Here is an 18,073-nt window from a genome sequence, read left to right as displayed (position 1 = left end):
AAAGGATTTCTGTGAAGAATTTATTTTTCAGAAATACAACCGCCTTTCTAATTGGAATTATTTAAGGCGGTTGTATTGAACATTATTTTTTGGTTTTGAATTTTGTAAAACCTTTTACCGGCTTTATAAAATCAAATAACGCTTCACTCTTTTTATAATAAGTAAATTTCTTATCTACGCCTATTTTATAAGCTTCGCTAAAATCACCTTGTTTTCTTGGAATCACATTTAAGCTTGTTAATTCTTCATCTTGAAATAGCAATACAAGAGAAATGTCTTCACTGTATTCTATTCCAGTATGTGCTATTTCACTGCGATAATTTGTTAGTGTTTTGTCAAAGAAGGATGGATTAGCATAAGGTCCAAGGATATACAATTTGTTCCATTTAACTTTTTCAAAATTGCTGAAGTTAATAATGCCACCGTTCGGATAGTCGCTAATTGTACTTGCAACAAATGGTTTTAATTGATTGTCAACCTTATCTGAGTGACAACCGAATAGCAAGAACAGAAATAATAGTGAGTATTTCACAGTTATAAGTTTAATGGCACAATATCACCATTTTCCGGTTAAGCTTTCAGCTTAACAAACCTCTAAACCCTACCCTGCCATGACAATCTTTCTGGCATAGTTTTTCGTAATTTTAGGTATTATGAAAAAATCAATTTTAGCCATCATGATCGTCAGCGTTTTAGCTGCTTTCGGCTGTGACAATACAAACGGACAATCAAAAAAAGCAGATGTTAAAAGGCCAATGGCTAAGCCTGCTGCGGAGTGGAAAAAGAAGCTTACGCCTAACGAATACGAGATAATGGTAAACCGCGGTACCGAACCGCCCTACAAGAACGCCTATTACGATAACCACGAAAAGGGTGTTTACGTAAGCGCCGCCACCGGCGATGTGTTATTCAGTTCGGCCGACAAATTTGAAAGCGGCACCGGCTGGCCAAGCTTTGTTAAAGCGGTTGATGCCGGGAAAATAGAAGTAGTACACGATAACAGCTACGGCATGAGCCGTGACGAAGTGATCGAAAAAAGCACGGGCTTGCACTTAGGCCATGTGTTTGATGACGGCCCGGCAGACAGGGGCGGCAAACGTTACTGCATGAACAGCGGTGCGTTAAAATTTGTTAAAAAGTAACAGCCCTGCGTGCTGAAGGGATAGAAGGCCGGCCGTAATTGGTTGGCCTTACTCTTATCCCGCTCTCAAAGTTAAGGCCGGCAGTAAGGTCTATCCAATCCGGGTTTACCGGGCGGATCATTTTTTCTTTTTGCATGCGGGTGTAAGTACTCACCTGCTGAAAACGGGCCATAGCCTGCTCCTCGGTATTGATCTCTTCAAAATATACTAACCTGTTTAGCTGTTGCGAGCTATCGAAAAACAAAGTCGGCATATCGCCATAAAACTTAATGGTTTTCAATAGGTCTGTGCACATGCCTACGTGTAAATTTTTCCTGTTTCTGTCTGTGATGATATAAACGAACCTCTTCATTTGATAAAAAAATTTGGCGGTTAAAAAATAATTACTAATTTTATGAGCATAAAAATACTAACTATTTTAGCAATTCCAAATTTTTATGGCAAAAATTTCATCAAATATTAAATTCCTTAGAAAAAAGAAGGGATTAACCCAACAGCAATTTGCAGATCAGGTAGGCATAAAACGCTCTTTAGTAGGCGCTTACGAAGAAGAACGCGCCGAACCAAAGTATGAACTACTAAAAAATTTAGCATTGTTTTTTGACGTATCAATTGATGATTTTATCAATGAAACCATCGACGAGAAATGGGCGCCCAAGCCAAAGGGCAACCCTGCAAACCTCAGGGTATTAAGCATTACCACCGATAAGGAAGATAACGAGAATATTGAGTTAGTACCCCTGAAAGCCAGCGCAGGTTATTTAAACGGCTATGCCGACCCGGAATATGTAGTACAATTACCCAAACTGTATTTGCCCATGTTTAAGCAGGGCACCTACCGCGCGTTCGAGATTAAAGGTGATTCGATGCTCCCTTTAATTTCGGGTACTATAATAGTAGGCGAATACCAGGAAAACTGGGGTGATGTTAAAACCGGCGAAACCTATGTGATCATTTCTAAAAGTGACGGCATCGTATACAAACGTGCTGGCAATAAATTTAAAGAGAATAAGAAATTGAAGTTGGTATCTGACAACCCTGTTTATGAGCCGTATGACATTAACGGCGAAGACGTATTGGAAATCTGGAAGGCTAAGGCCTATATTTCTACCCACATGCCAATGCCAACGCCCGAGCCTACTATGGAAAGCCTGACCAGCATGATGGCCCAAATGCAGCGTTCTATAGCGAATTTGCAAGGCAACAATTAAGTTACACGCGGTTTATTAAACTATTGCTCCCTATCTTTATCATAACAACAATAAAAACTAAATAAAATAGAAATGAAAAAAATTATGTTGATCTGCATGTTCCTTGTAGGGATCACAGCAGTAAGCCGCGCACAAGGCGGTATGAGAATGAGCACAGCCGACAGGGTTAAAGGTATGCAAGCTTCTTTAAAGCTTACCGACGACCAGGTTGCCAAGGTTACCGCTGTTTATGATGCGCAAACCAAATCAATGGATAGCCTGCGTACTGCAGGTGCAGGCCGCGAGGCAATGGCTCCGTTAAGAAAAACCACTAACGATAAGGTTATGGCTATTTTAACTGACGACCAGAAGAAAGCCTACCAAAAAATGCAGGATGAAATGCGCGCCCGTATGCAAAACGGCGGCGGTGGCGGCGGCACCCCTCCTCCAAACAAATAATTTTTGTTAAAAAATAGAAAAGCGGCCGAAAGCCGCTTTTTTTGTTAGCTACATATTTGTTACATTTGGCTAATTAACTCCTATTCTTTACAAAAATTTATCAAATGAAAAAACTAATGTTGATATGCCTATTCCTGACGGGCATCACCGCGGCAAGCATTGCGCAAACTTTAAGCCCAGGGGCTAAATCAAAAGAATTGCAAAAAGACCTGAAACTAACTAATGCACAAACCGCCAAGGTGGAAGCTATCTTTACAGGCGCGTCTAAAAAGTTAGACAGCTTAAAAACCGCTACAAAAGGTAACAGCCTGGCATTCGAAAAATCAGTACCTGTTTTACGCAAATCTACCGATGCTAAGATCAAAGCAGTTTTAACACCCGCACAGGCTGCGTCGTACGATAAGGTGATGAAGTCTAAAATCGCACAGAATAAAAATGGCTGGGGCTGGGCTCAATAATATTTGACATAATTTCAGTTAACAAAAGCGGCTTATAGCCGCTTTTGTTATTTTTACCCAAATTTTAACGCTATTGAACACCGCCGACAACTTTATAAAAAGCAAACTGGACGACCGAAGAACGGCGGGAAATTACCGCACGTTAAAGGCCGGGGCCGGATTGATAGATTTTTGTTCTAACGATTACCTGGGTTTCGCACGGTCGGCTAAGCTTGCAGCAAAAGTCGCGGTAGAAATACTGGATTGCCCCCTACCCCTAAATGGTTCTACAGGCTCCAGGCTGATATCCGGCAATTTAAACTACACCGAAGAATTGGAACAGCAAATAGCGGCCTTCCATCAAAGTGAGGCGGGGTTGCTATTTAATTCGGGGTATGATGCCAACGTGGGTTTATTCTCTTCTATCCCGCAAAAGGGCGACACTATTATTCATGACGAGCTGATACATGCCTCTATTATTGACGGTGCGCGGTTAAGTCACGCCAACCGATACACATTCAGGCATAACGATCCGGATAGCTTAGAAGCCAAATTAAAGCAGGCTAAAGGTATTTGCTATGTGGTGATTGAAAGTGTCTACTCCATGGATGGCGACAGCCCACCGATTACTGCGTTATTAAAATTGACGGAACAATACGGTGCACATTTAATAGTGGACGAGGCGCACGCCGTTGGCTTATATCCTGCCGGGCTGGTAGCAACCATGGGGTTAGCCGATAAAATATTTGCCCGCATTGTAACTTTTGGCAAAGCATTAGGCTGCCATGGGGCAATCGTATTAGGCAGTAACAAGCTGAGGGAATACCTTATCAACTTTGCCCGGTCGTTTATTTACACCACGGCAGCACCTTTACACCAGTTAGCGGCCGTTAAAATGGCCTACGGTTTATTATCCGAATCTAAAGAAAGTATTGCTGCGTTAAAATTTAATATCAACCTTTTTAAACAGGGTCTGGATGTCAACCAAAATCAGCCATTGATCGCCAGCGACAGCGCCATTCAATGTATCCTGTTAAATAGTAATGATAAAGCAAGGGAGCTGTCGGCAAGCCTGCAACAGCAGGGCTTAGACGTACGCGCCATACTAAGCCCAACCGTGGCGAAGGGGGCAGAAAGGATCAGGATCTGCCTGCATGCTTATAATACTTACGAGCATATAGAAAAGCTCACTTATGTAATTAATACCTTTGGCCATGCAAAATAAACCCTTGTTTGTAACCGGCATCGGCACCGGTATCGGCAAAACTCTCGTATCGGCAATATTGGTAGAAAAACTTAAAGCAGATTACTGGAAACCCATACAGGCGGGCGAGTTGGATAACTCCGACACCATGAGAGTGCGCGAACTGGTAAGCAATTCCACTTCGATATTTCATCCCGAAACTTACCGCTTAACCCAACCCTATTCGCCCCACAAGGCAGCCGCATTAGATGGTATCGCTATAAACGAAAATACGATAAACCTGCCCCAAGCCAATAACCAACTGCTTATAGAGGGAGCAGGTGGCCTGATGGTACCCCTTAATGATCATTGCCTGATGATAGACCTTATAACCCGTTTAGGTGCCGATGTGGTGCTGGTGTCACAAAATTACCTGGGGAGCATTAACCATACCCTGCTATCGATAGAAGCACTAAAACAGCGGCAAATACCGGTAAAGGGTATCATTTTTAATGGCGATGCCAACCCCTCTACTGAAGATTATATTTTGAAATATACCGGGATCAAGCTCTTGGGGAACATCCCAACATTCGAAAACATAAGCGGTGACGCAATTGCCGAAGCCGGCGACCTGGTAACGCTTTAGTAACTCAGTCAGCAACAACCGGCTCACTGCCAAAACGATTTTGCTGAATGCGGTCATAATCTTTTACATAATCGGGGTGCTCGGTACCCATCACCCTGTCCCAAAACCTAAAATATAAACCATAGTTTCCTTTAAACTTGCTGTGGTGTAGGTTATGATGAACGGATGTATTAGAGATCTGGAACAAAAAAGATTTGCGAAACCATTTAGGGGCAATCTCATAGCCGAGGTGTCCATAAACATTAATAATAAAACCGGTAATTGTAAACCAAGCCACCGTAAGTGGATGAATGGGCATCACCATCACGATAACCAAAAGTACCGCACCCTCTGTCCAGGCCTCTAAAAAATGAAATGAATACGATGCCCAGGGCGATGGGTTAGTAGATTGATGATGTACCAGGTGTGTTAATTTGAACAGTCTTTTATGATGCAATAAACGGTGCATCCAGTAAAAATAAGTGTCATGTATCACCAGGCTTAAAATCAAGCTAACCGGCAGATACCACAAAGGGAAATCATTTAGTGAAGTATAAAGCTGCGTGTAGTTTTTAAGCGGCGTATATAAGACAACATAGCCAATAATGGCAAACACCACAGAGGTTTGCATAGATTGTAAAATCTCGCGCTTAAAATCTTTTAGATCAGCAGCGCGGTTTTGAATCTTGGCCTTGCTGTACCAGTTGGTTAACACTTTGTAAAATAAAAAAAACGGCACTCCTGCTATAATAAAATACCTGACGGCGGTAATGCTGAATATAGTAACGATGATGTGCAATATCTTTTCCATAGTTTTATCTTTTGACTATAACAAATGTAGATGCAACCAACCCTTCTAAAAATTAACAAAAGATAATTAATGCTTACGCGGAGAAGCAATTCTTTTACGGATCCGGCTTAAGGATACAGGTGTGATACCCAGCAGTGTAGCAAGATATTTATTGGGCACTCGATTTACAATATCGGGCTTTTCATGCACCAGTTGCAGGTAGCGTTCTTCGGGCGATAGTAGTATAAAAGATTCTACCCTGTCCATCGATTCGGCCAGCATACGTAATAAAAAATCATGGCGGGTGGCCGATAATTTGGGGCTGCTATCTAAAATGGGTTGAGCTTTGTCGTAATCAATTTCCATCAATACGGTGTCTTCCAGCGCATGATAAATAAAACGTGAGGGTTGTTGATAGATAATTTTATCGTGCGATGCGATAAACTGATTTTCCCACCGTAACAGCACGGTCATCTCGTCGCCGTTGGGTTTAAGATAGTACGCCCTGATTAAGCCTTTTTTAATATAGGCCAGTTTGTTGTAAACATCGCCTTCGTCAATAAATATTTCGCCTGCTGCTATACCGCGCGTTTTAGCGAGGTAAAACAGCCTGTAGATATCTTTCAGATCCAGTTCCTTAAAAACGGATAGGTAAAAACCGATATCTTCCTGATTGAGCATTAAAGTGGGCTTTTAAAACAGTAACCTGATCCTGATAGATAAATCGCAAATGCTTATAACGTATTAAAATAATCAATCAGTTTGCTTAAGTCGGCATCGGTTTTTAAGTTGAGGCTATTTACCTTGATATAGCTATCTAACTGTGTTTGTTTGCTATTAAGGGCGGTCAATATTGACTTTTTATCTTTTTTAATAGGGATGGGCTTTCCATCAATTACCAGGTAATACCTGTTGAATTTTTCTATAAACTTTCTTTCTTTTGTTGGGGCGCCGATAACAAAGGTTTCTAACAATTCTTTTTTTGTTCTTTTGATCAACTGAACTTTACCATCGCTTATTAATTCAAAAAAAGATGCTGGTGTGCTATCCTCTATATTGATATACCCGGTTTTAAAGCGCCTCATAAACGCACCATCGCCTTGTGAAACTTTTAGCGTAAATTCCTGAACAGGCTGTACGAATTCCATCTCGACACCCGTTTTGGGATCTTTGTATGATAACATATCCTTTACCATGTTAAACTTCAGCATCAATGGTTCTTTACTTGTAAAACCGTTAGTTAAAGTAAAATAGCCCGGCTGCCAGTCGTTATACAGGTAAGGTGTGCCACCTATATCCGTATTATCTATCACCAATACCGGCCTCGAATCGGTGTAATGCATAAACTCCTGTGCTTTCGCGCTAAGCATGCAACTTAACAGGCAGATGCAAACAGAGACAGACTTTAGGTATTTCATTAACAAAGAATTTAGGTGGTATAAACCAGTAGATTAAATTATGAAATAAACTGTTAATCGACTGGCTTCTTGCTCAATCCAGCATTGAAAACCTTACAGCGAATTATAATAAACAACCAACTTTACCAGGTCTTTATCGTTTTTCAGGTTTAAACCTTCTGCTTTCAAATAACCTTCAAGCTCATTTTGTTTATTACCTAAAGCCGGCAAAACAAACTTTTTGTCTTTTTTGATCAACGTCATTTTGCCGCCGGCAAAAATGTAGAATCCGTTTTCTTCGTTAACGGTTTGGGTTTCTGTGGCCGAATTATAGAGTTTGTTTTTTACAATATATTTAGATGTACGTTTAAGCAACTGAGCGGTTCCGTCAGTCAATACCTCGTAATACGATTTTACCGTATTCTTATCAATTGCCGGGTAACCATTCCTGTAATGCCCTGCAATACTGTTGCCCCCTTTTAGATAGTTTATTGTAAACTCCGTTACCGGGTCTGCAAAAGATAATACCTCATCGTCTTTTCCGGGAAAGTACAGCACATCATCAACCTGGTTATATTTTATCAAAACATCTTTGTAGGTGTTACCATTGGCCACTTTTACAGTCCCTTTGTTGTAATCCTTTGCCAGATAGGGCGAGCCTTCAACATCAATATAACTTTTTGTTAAAACAGGATAACCCGTCACATTCTCTGCCGTTTGGGCTTGCGCACCAATGCCTAAAAGCGTGATGATTATAGTGGGGAAAAGAAGTTTAGCGTTATTGATTTTCATTTTTAGTCTCCAATTTTACTGATCTAAATGTAACCATATTAGTTAAAACAACAAAGGCCCTATAAAGGGCCCTGTTTTTTTTTCTGCAAAATAGTATGGTTTAATAACCCGGGTTTTGTGTAACTACTCCCTGAGAGTTTAAGATCTCGGATTGTGGTACCGGGAATAAATTCCTGAATGTTTGATTAATCCCGGTTTGGTTAACGCGGCGCAAGTCAAAAAAGCGCTGGCCTTCATGAGCAAGTTCCACTCGTTTTTCCTTTAAAACGGCAGTAAGAATATCTGCCTGGGTTAAAGCGGTAGTATTTGCCAGGCCGGCACGGTTCCTAACAACATTTAAATCGGCTATAGCACCGGTTAAATTATTTTGTTGTGCCCTTGCTTCGGCCCTTATCAGATACATTTCCGGCAGGCGGAACATCATCACGGCATCTGTACCGGGGCTAACCACAGAATACTTAAGCTGCTTATTAGCCGGTGCTGTTGAAAAGTTAATAGGTTTCCTAACGTCGCCTGCTTCGAAAGCGTCACGTAATGATGCCGTAGAACTTACTTCGTTACGTCCGCCGTTAGCGGCCGGGTAGTAATAAAACGCAATGCTATTAGCATCTGTAGCGTTGTACTGTAGCTCCCAAATTGACTCGGTAGAGTTCTTAGCTGTGTAGATGGTACCATAATTTGCACCTGATACCAGGGTATATTTGCCACTTGTAATGACCGAAGTGGCATTTGCCTCTGCCTGTGCATATTGCCCACGATATAATTGTACACGTGCCCTAAGCGCGTTAGCAACCGATAAATTAACCCTGCCTACACCTACAGTAGCCGGCAATTTAGTAATGGCGTCATCTAAATCGGTTATGATCTGTGCAAATACTTCTGCTTCGGTAGCCCGCGCAGTTGGTGCTGCATCTCCTGGAGAAAGCGTGGGTTTTAAACGCAAAGGAACGCCTAAACCACCTGTTTGGTTAAAACCGGTTGGGCTGCCGCCAAACATTCTCAACAGATCAAAATAAGCCATTGCCCTTATCGTTTCACTCTCGCCAATAGCACGATTTTTATCAAACGTGGCATCACTAATGTTTGGTGCTGCTGCGATAATGTTATTTGCCCGGTTGATTACTACGTATATGCCGTTCCAGATAGTTGCGATATCGACGTTGTCTGGCAAAATTGTTTTGTTAAAAACCTGTGCAAAAGTTGGGAAAGTACCTACCTCCTGGATATTATCAGCATACATGTCCGGAAATATCAGATAGTTTAAACTCATATAACCTGTAGACTGTACACCATCGTAAATACCAATTACACCGGCTTCCACTCCCGCTTTTGTTGTATAACCTACGCTTGCATCAAGCGATGCCTGAGGTTGCTGATTCAGTTCCTTTCTGCATGCAGTGGAAACTAATAATGCAGGTAAAATAATATATAGAAATTTCTTTTTCATATTCATTTAATTTTTAAAATCCAACGTTAACACCAAACGTAAATGTTTTGGCTTGTGGAGCTGTTAAAAAATCTGTTCCCGGTGACGTATTGGTATCACTGAAAGTACTTAACTCAGGGTCGAAACCTGAATATTTGGTAATAGTGAATAAATTTTGCGCGGCGGCGTAAAGTCTAACACTGCGTACATGCAAAAATTTAACTGCCGATTTATCCAACGTATAACCTAAAGTAGCACTTTTTAAACGCGCGTATGAACCATTTTCCAGGAACCTGTCTGATGTACGGTTGTTTGTGTTAGGGTCGCCGTATACCGCTCTTGGGATATTAGTATTAGTGTTAGTAGGCGTCCAGTGATTAAGCACTGCGGCAAATTGTCCAAACACGCTGTTTTGCCCTTGAGCAAAAGCATTGGTGTTGTTGTAAACTTTGCTGCCATAGCTAAACTGCCAGAAAAAAGAAAAATCAAAATCCTTATACCTGAGTGAGTTTGTTAAACCGCCCACAAATTTAGGTTGAGCACTGCCTAAAATTTCCTGATCTGCAGAGGTAACAACACCATCGCCGTTTAAATCGGCAAATTTGATATCACCCGGAGCTGTTGTTGCCACCTGGTAATTGGCTGTAGCGCTGCCGGTTTTTGTTTTAGCAGCCGCGTTTAAATCGTTGATCTCTTGCTGGGTTTGGAATATCCCGGCAACTTTATACCCTCTGAAAGCACCTAAAGGTTGGCCAACCTGTATCCAGCTCGCAAAACCGGCACCAAAAGGCGCGTTGTTATTGGCTAAAGCCAAAACTTTATTACGGTTGAACGATATATTGAAATTAGTGTTCCAGCTAAAATCTTTGGTTTTAATGTTAACAGACTGCAAGTCGATATCTAAACCCCTGTTTTGAATTGCACCAACGTTATCAGTAACACCTGTAAAGCCAGAAGAACCAACTAAAGGAACGTTCAATAATAACCTGTCGGTCCTTTTATTATAAACATCAACAGAAAGCGTTAATCTATCACCAAAAAAGCCCAGGTCTACCGCTAAATCGGTTTGTTTGGTATTTTCCCAGGTTAAATTAGGGTTCCCCAATTGCGATGGGAAATAACCTGCCAAAAGGTTGTAATTAGCTCCCACTCCTAATAAGGTACGTGAAGCAAAGTCGCCAATGTTATAGTTACCGGTTAAACCGTAGCTACCGCGTAATTTTAAATTTGATAACCAGCTAACATTTTTAAGAAAAGACTCTTCACTTACTCTCCAGCCTGCAGATACAGACGGGAAGTAACCATTTCTTTTATTAACACCAAAGCGTGACGATGCATCATCACGGATACTTGCAGAGAACAAGTACTTTTCATCAAAATTGTAATTTGCCCTTGCGAAGTAACTTTCTAACACACTGCTTGTACCGCCTGATGTAGCTGTACTCTTAACACTGGCGGCAGATAACCTGAAAATGGTGTTACCTGAAAAACCGGTACCGCCTGCAGCCAACGACTGATAGTCATCTTTTTGATATGCCTGGCCTAACAAAACAGTTAAGTTGTGTTTATTAAAAGTTTTGTTGAACGTTAAAGTATTTTCGTTGATCGTGTTCAAATCCTGAACATGAGTTTCTGTACCTGAACCGTTAGGTAAACCTGCGTTCAATGTTGTTGGTAAAAACCTTCTTTCGTCGTAAATCAAATAGTCAGCTCCAAAGTTGGTTCTGAAAGTTAAATACGGCAAAATTTTATACTCGCCAAAAACATTAGCTAAAATACGGCCGTTAGTCGTTAAGTTGTAAGGCTCTTTATAAGCCGCAACCGGGTTTTCAACAGAACTGTTGCTGTCTTTTGCGTAGGTACCATCGGCATTGTAAATTGGGATAGCCGAGCTTTCTAAGATAGCCGCACTTAACACGCCGTAAATGTTGTTATCGTTATTGATACGGTTTTGTATAGCGCGGTTAATACCGATGCTTGTACCCACCTTAAATTTATCGTTAACGTTATGATCTAAATTTAAACGCAAATTGATACGCTTGTACTCAGAACCCTTAATCGTACCCTTCTGGTCAAAATAACCGCTGGTTAAGCTAAACCTGGTTTTTTCGTTACCACCATTAATTGATAAATTATAGTTGCTGATAGGTGCGTTCTTATCAAAAACCTCTTCCTGCCAGTTAGTTGTACCATAAGTGCTTGGATCATTACTTACATTTCTTAATCCTAAGCCGTTTTCAAGCAAAGCCTTCAAGGTAGGGTAAGTAGCAGTACCTATTAAAGCCGAATACCTGTTGGTTACCGCTTCCTGCAAATTTGCAATGTATTGCGGGCCGGTTAAAGTAGGGATCTTTTTAGTGACGTTCTGGAAACCCGTGTAGTAACCTAAATCAACCTTGGTTGAGCCAATTTTACCCCTTTTTGTGGTAACGATGATCACACCGTTTGAAGCGCGTGAACCATAAATGGCCGCTGCTGCTGCGTCTTTCAAAACTTCAATAGATTCAATATCATCCGGGCTGATATCATTCAACGCGTTGGTTTGCTGATTACCAAAACCTAATTGCGAATAACTACCTGTATTAATAGGCGTACCGTCAACAACGTAAAGTGGCTGGCTGCTGGCATTGATTGATGATGTACCGCGAACGCGGATAGATACGCCGCCACCCGGTGTACCAGATGCTGATGTTACCTGTACACCTGCCGCCTGGCCCTGTAAAGCCTGATCTAAACCCACAACCGGGCGATCTTTAATGGACTTTGCATTAATGGTAGCACTTGAACCGGTAAAGGTTCTTTTAGCCTGCGAACCGTAACCGGTAACAACAACCTCTGATAATTGCTTGTTGTTAGGCACTATGCGCGTATCATAACGGTTCCCGGCACTTATGATAACCGATTTGCTATCGTAACCGATAAAGCTAAATACCAGCGTTTGACCGGTAGAAGCATTTATAGTGTACAATCCGTCATTGTCTGTTTGTACACCAGATGTTGTACCTGCAATTTTGACAGTTACACCGGGGATTGGCTGGCCATCATCGGTGCCGGATACCCTTCCCGTAATTTTTCTGCTTTGTGCAAAGGCAGTGGTAACCGCCATAATACTAAAGAACAGAAGCGTGAGTAAGTTTTTCTTCATGCTTGTGATTTTGTTAATAATTTAAATAGTTAGTTAAAGAGTGGAAATTATAAAATTTCCGTTACAAAAACAAATCATCGTTAATAAATCGTTAACTAAAATATCATTATTCCAAATATGTTTAAACATTAATCGAATTTGATTATCTCGCCAAAAAAGAGAGGCTGCTTTAGAGAAATCGAACTTTTAATCACAAATAATTTACTTATAATAGCCACTATATAAATTTCAGTTTTATGAAGAATATCACAGTTATAGGATCGGGCACTATGGGTAATGGCATTGCGCATACTTTTGCGCAAAGTGGCTACCAGGTATCGTTGGTTGATATTAATGAAGCGGCACTGCAAAAGGCGCTACAAACCATATCGGGCAATCTGGACAGGCAGATAAAAAAAGGAACCATAGACGAGGATGCAAAAACTGCTACCCTTAACAATATTAAAACTTACACCGACGCTTACGAAGGTGCTATGAGCGCCGATCTGGTGGTAGAGGCCGCTACAGAGAACCGCGAGATCAAACTGCAGCTATTTAAGCAACTGAGCGAAGTTTGCAAACCCGGCGCAATCCTGGCATCAAATACTTCATCCATCTCTATTACCGAAATTGCAGCGGTTACCAAAAAGCCGGGCAACGTTATCGGCATGCATTTTATGAACCCGGTACCGGTAATGAAACTGGTGGAGGTGATCCGCGGGTATGCAACTACCGATGCGGTTACCCAAACCATTATGGAATTAGCTGTAACCCTGGGTAAAGAGCCTGTTGAGGTGAACGATTACCCCGGCTTTGTAGCTAACCGGATCTTGATGCCCATGATCAATGAGGCTATTTGCACTTTATTTGAAGGTGTTGCGGGAGTAACTGAAATAGATACCGTTATGAAGTTAGGCATGGACCACCCTATGGGGCCGCTGCAACTGGCCGACTTTATTGGCCTTGATGTTTGCCTTGCTATATTAAAGGTATTGCATAACGGTTTTGGCAACCCTAAATACGCGCCATGCCCCCTATTGGTTAATATGGTTACGGCCGGGCACCTGGGGGTAAAATCGGGCAGTGGATTTTATAAGTACACGCCTGGCAGTAAAGATTTGGTTGTTGCTGATAAATTCATTTAAATAAAGCTACCGGATAGAGTATAAAAACTGTTAAAACCAACCGCTCTTAATTTAGGCTTAAACCTTCATAAGCAACATCTGTCCAAAAATATGTACTAAAACATATTACAGATGAAAACGATGTCAAAATTCGGGATACTATGTGCCTTAGCGGGTTCTTTGTTCCTGTCGTCATGTGCAACAGATGGTTATGTGGTTGAAAGGCCCGCAGAACCGGTATATGTTCGCCCTGTGGCCCCTTATGCAAATGCTTATTGGGTACCCGGCGAGTGGGTTTATAGCGGCCGCAACTACGTTTACCGCAACGGCTACTACGTACGCCCGCGTGCAAACCGCGTTTATGTGCAAGGCAGCTGGTACCGCGGCCAACGCGGCTACGCCTGGCGCAAAGGCCACTGGCGGTAGGCTTTTAGATGTGCGGGGTTTAGATGTGCAGATTTCAAATATGCAGATATGCAGATGCTGTTATTTTTCAATCATTTGCACATCTAAAATCTGCACATCTGCATATCCGATATATTACATCCTCTCCGGTACTTCAATTCCCAACAGCCCCATTCCCCTGCTGATCACGCCGGCTGATGCAGCCGACAATTGTAAACGGAATTGCTTTTGCTTTTGCTCTTCTGCCTGCATGATAGGCTTTTCGTGGTAAAACTTGTTATAGGTCTTAGCCAGTTCGTATACATAGTTGGCAACCAGCGCCGGGCTATGGCCTTCGGCAGCTTCTTTGATGATCTGCGGGAATTTGGTTAGCGTCACGATCAGGTCGCGCTCAATGCCATCCAGTTCAGCCGTATCATTTGTACTACTTAATAAGGTATAACCCGCTTTGCTTAATACCGATTTAATGCGGGCATGCGTATATTGAATAAACGGCCCGGTGTGCCCCTGAAAATCTACCGACTCATTCGGGTCGAATAGCAGGCGTTTTTTAGGGTCAACCTTTAGTAGGAAGTATTTTAAAGCGCCCATACCTATGGTATGGTACAGTCTGTTCTTATCGTCTTCGCTAAATGCGTCTACCTTACCCATAGCTTCGGTAGTTGCAGCAGCGGTTTTAAACATATCGGCCATCAAATCGTCGGCATCCACAACCGTACCCTCGCGCGATTTCATCTTACCCGATGGCAAATCCACCATCCCGTAAGACAAATGGTATAAACCCTGCGCCCAGCTTTTACCCAGTTTTTTCAGGATCAGGAACAACACCTTAAAGTGATAGTCCTGCTCGTTACCTACCACATAAATGGATTCGTCCATTTTATAGTCGTCGTACTTTAATTGCGCGGTGCCGAGGTCCTGCGTGATATATACCGATGTACCGTCGGCCCGCAAAACCAATTTCTCATCCAGGCCATCGGCTGTCAGGTCAATCCAAACGGAGCCATCCTCTTTTTTAAAGAAAACGCCGCTCGCCAGGCCTTCTTCCACAATATCCTTACCTAATAAATAGGTGTTACTTTCGTAATAGTATTTATCAAAGTTTACGCCCAGGGTCTTGTAGGTCACATCAAAGCCTTCATATACCCAACCGTTCATAGTTTTCCACAAGTCGAACACTTCCGGGTCGCCAACTTCCCATCTAAGAAGCATAATATCAACCTCATTAGTCAGAGAAATATAATATTTATCCAGAAATTCCTTAAATAAATAATCGTTGTTGAAAGCTTGATTGATGAAGCTATAATCGCCAAATTTGCTTTGAAGGTATTGAATACCTCTCTTGAATTCAGGCAACATGCTTTCCACTAAAGCCGATTTTAAAACCCCCAATGCACCTTTAAAATACTCATGTTCATTCGTAGTAATGTTACTGCTAATATAATCTACTTCTTGTTGAAAAGCTGCTAATTCCTTTTTCTGCTCCTTATCAAATATTACGTAATATTTTCCTACTAAATGGTCGCCCTTTAAACCCGATGATTCCGGCGTTTCGCCGTTACCAAACTTGCGCCAGGCCAGCATGCTCTTACAAATGTGGATGCCCCTGTCGTTAACCAGATTGGCTTTTACCACATCATAACCCGCGGCGGTCAGGATCTCTGCTACCGAAAACCCTAACAGGTTGTTACGGATATGCCCCAGGTGCAAAGGTTTGTTTGTATTGGGCGACGAATATTCCACCATTACCCGTTTACCATTCGGCGCGACTACAGCAAAATTGTCATCCAATATTTCGGTTTGGAGTTTATTGATCCAAAAGCTGTCTTTAATAGAAATATTCAGAAAACCCTTTACCACATTAAATGCGGCAATCTCGGGCAGGGCTTGTTGCAGGTACTCGCCTATTTCGCCGCCGGTTTGCTCGGGGCCTTTGCGCGATACTTTGGTATAGGGGAAAGTAACCAGCGTTACCTGGCCGTCAAATTCTTTGCGGGTATCCTGCAGGTTTACACTTTCTGCAGCAATATCTGTTTGGTATAAGTCTTTTACGGCCTTAACAACAGCCTCTATAATAAAATCCATCGTGCAAAATTAAGAATTATAAGCTGATTAGCGTAGCTGCATTATAGGTTTTAACCACAGAGGGCACTGAGAAAAAATACAGAGGGACACAAAGTACTTTTAGAAATTTTAACTCACCCCGGATTCGCTACGCTGTCCGACCCTCTCTTCGCTAAAGCGAAAAGAGGGTAATGTAATATTTGTCCTCACCCTCTTTCCGCCGCAGGCGAAGAGAGGGTCGCGCACGAAATGCCGCGGGGTGAGTTGTCTGCGCTTGTGCAACCCACCCGGTCGTTGCTTCGCTCGACCACCCTCTCTTCGCTAAAGCGAAAAGAGGGTTAAGAAAACAAGGGCGGACGAAATGGTTCTCAACTTCTTACCGCCGCAGGCGAAGAGAGGGTCGCGGGGTGAGTTGTCTATGCACTATCCACAAAAACCATTAACTTTGTTAACCACTTACTACCTTTTATGACATTAACTAACCCTAATTTTAAATTATATGTAACATCAGAAATTGGCGCTTTACGTGTGCTGCTTGTCCATAGTCCCGATAGCGGTTTGGGCAAAGTTGTACCCTCAAAGGCGCAGGACTGGCTATTTGAGGACATTGTACACCTGGATACCATGCGCCGTAAGGAGTATGACTACTACATTAAATTGCTGATGTATTTTCTCGATCCGGATTTAATAAAGGGTAAACTGGCTGATATAGATTCGGCAGAAAGCAACCGTGCCTTTTTCAAGCCGGATAATGCGGCATTTCACAACTCAGGAAAAGTGATCGAGATACAAACCCTGTTGAGCGATATTTTACAACAAGGCGATATCCGTAAAAAATTGGTGGCTGCGGTTTGCGCCATAGAAAGCTGCAACTATCGCCTGCAACTTAAACTGATAGATACCGACCCGGTTGAATTGGCCAAGATCTTTATATCCGGATCGTTAGCGGATGATATGATGATCTTTGCCCCTATCCCCAACCTGATATTCTCCCGCGATTTGGGAATCACCATCAACAACCATATCCTGCTAAACAAGCCCGCAAAAAAGGCCCGTGCCCGCGAGACTTTACTGATGCGCTACATCTTTTTTAACCACCCGCTTTTTGCTGCTTACAAAGATAATGTGATAGAGATCTCTGAAAATAAACAGCACTTTTTAAGGCCCGGCGAAGTAAACGAAGAAAAAACCACGCTGGAAGGCGGCGATGTGATGATGGTAAGCCCCCAGCATTTAATTATTGGCTGCAGCGAACGTACTTCTATCAGCGGAGCAAATGAGGCAATCAAGCTTTTGTTTGAAAGTGATGTGGTGAACAAGATCACGATAGTAAAAATTCCGCATAAAAGGGATTATATGCATATCGATACGGTGTTTACGCAGGTAAAACGCAACACCTGGGTGCTGCTGCACTCACTAACCATTGCCGAAACCGAACAAGCTGAAAAAGAACCCATTGCCTGGTTTGCCGATAAAAAAAATAAGGACAAGCCCGAGATAGTACAGTTCCGCAAAGACAAAAAGCCCAAGACCTTTGCCACACTGGAGGATTTGCTGGATAACATTAGCCAAAAGGATTTGAACAGCACCGAACCCACTCAATTCATCTATTCCGGCAATGACGAATTCCCGTTTGATGCCCGTGAACAGTGGACAGATAGCTGTAACCTGCTGGCCCTTAAAGATGGCGTAGTATTAGGGTATGACCGCAATGATAAAACGGTAGAGGCCTTTAAACAAAAGGGTTTCAGCGTGATCCATATCACCGACCTGTTGCCTCAAGTGGAAAACGGCGAACTGGATGCACAAAGCCTAAAAGACACACTGATATTAATGCCATCTGCCGAGCTTTCACGGGCACGCGGTGGTTTCCATTGCATGAGTATGCCGCTGCAAAGGGATAATGTTTGATCAG

At 42.3% G+C, this 18,073-nt stretch carries 18 protein-coding genes; 9 read left to right on the top strand and 9 right to left on the bottom strand.

From position 1 onward, the window contains the following. Positions 1 to 82 precede the first annotated feature (82 nt). Positions 83 to 532: a hypothetical protein gene (locus tag IDJ76_RS02185; protein ID WP_191160275.1), complete on the bottom strand. Its 450-nt coding sequence runs from the start codon at positions 530 to 532 to the stop codon at positions 83 to 85. Between the two features lie 121 nt (positions 533 to 653). Between IDJ76_RS02185 and msrB the strand changes: the two genes are divergently transcribed. Further along, a complete protein-coding gene (msrB, locus tag IDJ76_RS02180) occupies positions 654 to 1,142 on the top strand; it encodes a peptide-methionine (R)-S-oxide reductase MsrB (protein WP_224746155.1) in 489 nt (162 codons plus the stop codon). Here msrB and IDJ76_RS02175 read toward each other — a convergent pair. Beyond that, positions 1,132 to 1,494 carry a GIY-YIG nuclease family protein gene (locus IDJ76_RS02175; protein WP_191160273.1) on the bottom strand — a complete coding sequence of 121 codons (363 nt, stop codon included), beginning with the start codon at positions 1,492 to 1,494 and terminating at the stop codon, positions 1,132 to 1,134. The two genes, msrB and IDJ76_RS02175, sit on opposite strands and share 11 nt — an antisense overlap. An 85-nt stretch (positions 1,495 to 1,579) precedes the next feature. On the opposite strand from IDJ76_RS02175, the gene IDJ76_RS02170 reads away from it, so the two are divergent. The 5 genes from IDJ76_RS02170 (at position 1,580) to bioD (ending at position 5,057) form a co-directional block, all read left to right on the top strand. After that, entirely contained in the window at positions 1,580 to 2,353 is a 774-nt protein-coding gene (locus IDJ76_RS02170) for an XRE family transcriptional regulator (RefSeq protein WP_191160271.1), read from the top strand. Between the two features lie 72 nt (positions 2,354 to 2,425). Beyond that, positions 2,426 to 2,791 (top strand): Spy/CpxP family protein refolding chaperone, encoded by a 366-nt coding sequence (locus IDJ76_RS02165; RefSeq protein ID WP_191160269.1) that lies wholly within the window; start codon positions 2,426 to 2,428, stop codon positions 2,789 to 2,791. 104 nt (positions 2,792 to 2,895) lie between these two features. Continuing rightward, positions 2,896 to 3,249 (top strand): hypothetical protein, encoded by a 354-nt coding sequence (locus tag IDJ76_RS02160; RefSeq protein WP_191160267.1) that lies wholly within the window; start codon positions 2,896 to 2,898, stop codon positions 3,247 to 3,249. A 73-nt stretch (positions 3,250 to 3,322) separates the two neighbouring features. Then, entirely contained in the window at positions 3,323 to 4,453 is a 1,131-nt protein-coding gene (locus IDJ76_RS02155; RefSeq protein WP_191160265.1) for an aminotransferase class I/II-fold pyridoxal phosphate-dependent enzyme, read from the top strand. Continuing rightward, positions 4,443 to 5,057 (top strand): dethiobiotin synthase, encoded by a 615-nt coding sequence (gene bioD / locus IDJ76_RS02150; protein WP_191160263.1) that lies wholly within the window; start codon positions 4,443 to 4,445, stop codon positions 5,055 to 5,057. The genes IDJ76_RS02155 and bioD overlap by 11 nt, the downstream gene beginning before the upstream one ends. Before the next feature lie 4 nt (positions 5,058 to 5,061). Here the strand turns inward: bioD and IDJ76_RS02145 are convergent, their stop codons facing one another. The 6 genes from IDJ76_RS02145 to IDJ76_RS02120 form a co-directional block, all read right to left on the bottom strand. After that, positions 5,062 to 5,847 (bottom strand): sterol desaturase family protein, encoded by a 786-nt coding sequence (locus IDJ76_RS02145; protein ID WP_191160261.1) that lies wholly within the window; start codon positions 5,845 to 5,847, stop codon positions 5,062 to 5,064. A 66-nt stretch (positions 5,848 to 5,913) separates the two neighbouring features. Continuing rightward, the gene (locus IDJ76_RS02140; RefSeq protein WP_191160259.1) at positions 5,914 to 6,507 is read right to left on the bottom strand and encodes a Crp/Fnr family transcriptional regulator; all 594 of its coding nucleotides are present in this window, start codon (positions 6,505 to 6,507) and stop codon (positions 5,914 to 5,916) included. A gap of 53 nt (positions 6,508 to 6,560) precedes the next feature. After that, positions 6,561 to 7,244 carry a hypothetical protein gene (locus IDJ76_RS02135; protein ID WP_191160257.1) on the bottom strand — a complete coding sequence of 228 codons (684 nt, stop codon included), beginning with the start codon at positions 7,242 to 7,244 and terminating at the stop codon, positions 6,561 to 6,563. 93 nt (positions 7,245 to 7,337) lie between these two features. Next, entirely contained in the window at positions 7,338 to 8,015 is a 678-nt protein-coding gene (locus IDJ76_RS02130; RefSeq protein WP_191160255.1) for a hypothetical protein, read from the bottom strand. Between the two features lie 100 nt (positions 8,016 to 8,115). Next, positions 8,116 to 9,462, bottom strand: a complete 1,347-nt coding sequence (locus IDJ76_RS02125; RefSeq protein ID WP_191160253.1) for a RagB/SusD family nutrient uptake outer membrane protein — start codon at positions 9,460 to 9,462, stop codon at positions 8,116 to 8,118. A gap of 13 nt (positions 9,463 to 9,475) precedes the next feature. Beyond that, complete coding sequence (locus IDJ76_RS02120; protein ID WP_191160250.1) at positions 9,476 to 12,586, bottom strand: SusC/RagA family TonB-linked outer membrane protein; 3,111 nt, start codon at positions 12,584 to 12,586, stop codon at positions 9,476 to 9,478. 236 nt (positions 12,587 to 12,822) lie between these two features. Here IDJ76_RS02120 and IDJ76_RS02115 point away from each other — a divergent pair, with 236 nt between their 5' ends. Beyond that, the gene (locus IDJ76_RS02115) at positions 12,823 to 13,710 is read left to right on the top strand and encodes a 3-hydroxybutyryl-CoA dehydrogenase (protein ID WP_191160247.1); all 888 of its coding nucleotides are present in this window, start codon (positions 12,823 to 12,825) and stop codon (positions 13,708 to 13,710) included. 111 nt (positions 13,711 to 13,821) lie between these two features. Further along, the gene (locus tag IDJ76_RS02110) at positions 13,822 to 14,115 is read left to right on the top strand and encodes a YXWGXW repeat-containing protein (protein WP_191160244.1); all 294 of its coding nucleotides are present in this window, start codon (positions 13,822 to 13,824) and stop codon (positions 14,113 to 14,115) included. Positions 14,116 to 14,229: 114 nt separating this feature from the next. Here IDJ76_RS02110 and argS read toward each other — a convergent pair whose 3' ends face one another. Then, positions 14,230 to 16,179 carry an arginine--tRNA ligase gene (argS, locus tag IDJ76_RS02105; RefSeq protein ID WP_191160241.1) on the bottom strand — a complete coding sequence of 650 codons (1,950 nt, stop codon included), beginning with the start codon at positions 16,177 to 16,179 and terminating at the stop codon, positions 14,230 to 14,232. A 447-nt stretch (positions 16,180 to 16,626) separates the two neighbouring features. Between argS and IDJ76_RS02100 the strand changes: the two genes are divergently transcribed. Continuing rightward, positions 16,627 to 18,069: an arginine deiminase family protein gene (locus IDJ76_RS02100; RefSeq protein ID WP_191160238.1), complete on the top strand. Its 1,443-nt coding sequence runs from the start codon at positions 16,627 to 16,629 to the stop codon at positions 18,067 to 18,069. The last annotated feature ends 4 nt before the right edge of the window (positions 18,070 to 18,073 follow it).

It is taken from the genome of Mucilaginibacter glaciei (assembly GCF_014773245.1).
In the GTDB taxonomy this organism is placed as follows: Bacteria; Bacteroidota; Bacteroidia; order Sphingobacteriales; family Sphingobacteriaceae; genus Mucilaginibacter; species Mucilaginibacter glaciei.
The sequence above is the reverse complement of the archived record's forward strand: the minus strand, read 5'-3'. Positions and strand labels throughout refer to the sequence as shown.

Excerpts from the sequence above, each read along its gene's own strand:
- msrB (WP_224746155.1), top strand. The coding sequence starts at position 654 with ATGAAAAAATCAATTTTAGCCATCATGATCGTCAGCGTTTTAGCTGCT.
- IDJ76_RS02175 (WP_191160273.1), bottom strand. The coding sequence starts at position 1,494 with ATGAAGAGGTTCGTTTATATCATCACAGACAGAAACAGGAAAAATTTA.
- IDJ76_RS02170 (WP_191160271.1), top strand. The coding sequence starts at position 1,580 with ATGGCAAAAATTTCATCAAATATTAAATTCCTTAGAAAAAAGAAGGGA.
- IDJ76_RS02165 (WP_191160269.1), top strand. The coding sequence starts at position 2,426 with ATGAAAAAAATTATGTTGATCTGCATGTTCCTTGTAGGGATCACAGCA.
- IDJ76_RS02160 (WP_191160267.1), top strand. The coding sequence starts at position 2,896 with ATGAAAAAACTAATGTTGATATGCCTATTCCTGACGGGCATCACCGCG.
- bioD (WP_191160263.1), top strand. The coding sequence starts at position 4,443 with ATGCAAAATAAACCCTTGTTTGTAACCGGCATCGGCACCGGTATCGGC.
- IDJ76_RS02145 (WP_191160261.1), bottom strand. The coding sequence starts at position 5,847 with ATGGAAAAGATATTGCACATCATCGTTACTATATTCAGCATTACCGCC.
- IDJ76_RS02140 (WP_191160259.1), bottom strand. The coding sequence starts at position 6,507 with ATGCTCAATCAGGAAGATATCGGTTTTTACCTATCCGTTTTTAAGGAA.
- IDJ76_RS02135 (WP_191160257.1), bottom strand. The coding sequence starts at position 7,244 with ATGAAATACCTAAAGTCTGTCTCTGTTTGCATCTGCCTGTTAAGTTGC.
- IDJ76_RS02130 (WP_191160255.1), bottom strand. The coding sequence starts at position 8,015 with ATGAAAATCAATAACGCTAAACTTCTTTTCCCCACTATAATCATCACG.
- IDJ76_RS02125 (WP_191160253.1), bottom strand. The coding sequence starts at position 9,462 with ATGAAAAAGAAATTTCTATATATTATTTTACCTGCATTATTAGTTTCC.
- IDJ76_RS02120 (WP_191160250.1), bottom strand. The coding sequence starts at position 12,586 with ATGAAGAAAAACTTACTCACGCTTCTGTTCTTTAGTATTATGGCGGTT.
- IDJ76_RS02115 (WP_191160247.1), top strand. The coding sequence starts at position 12,823 with ATGAAGAATATCACAGTTATAGGATCGGGCACTATGGGTAATGGCATT.
- IDJ76_RS02110 (WP_191160244.1), top strand. The coding sequence starts at position 13,822 with ATGAAAACGATGTCAAAATTCGGGATACTATGTGCCTTAGCGGGTTCT.
- argS (WP_191160241.1), bottom strand. The coding sequence starts at position 16,179 with ATGGATTTTATTATAGAGGCTGTTGTTAAGGCCGTAAAAGACTTATAC.
- IDJ76_RS02100 (WP_191160238.1), top strand. The coding sequence starts at position 16,627 with ATGACATTAACTAACCCTAATTTTAAATTATATGTAACATCAGAAATT.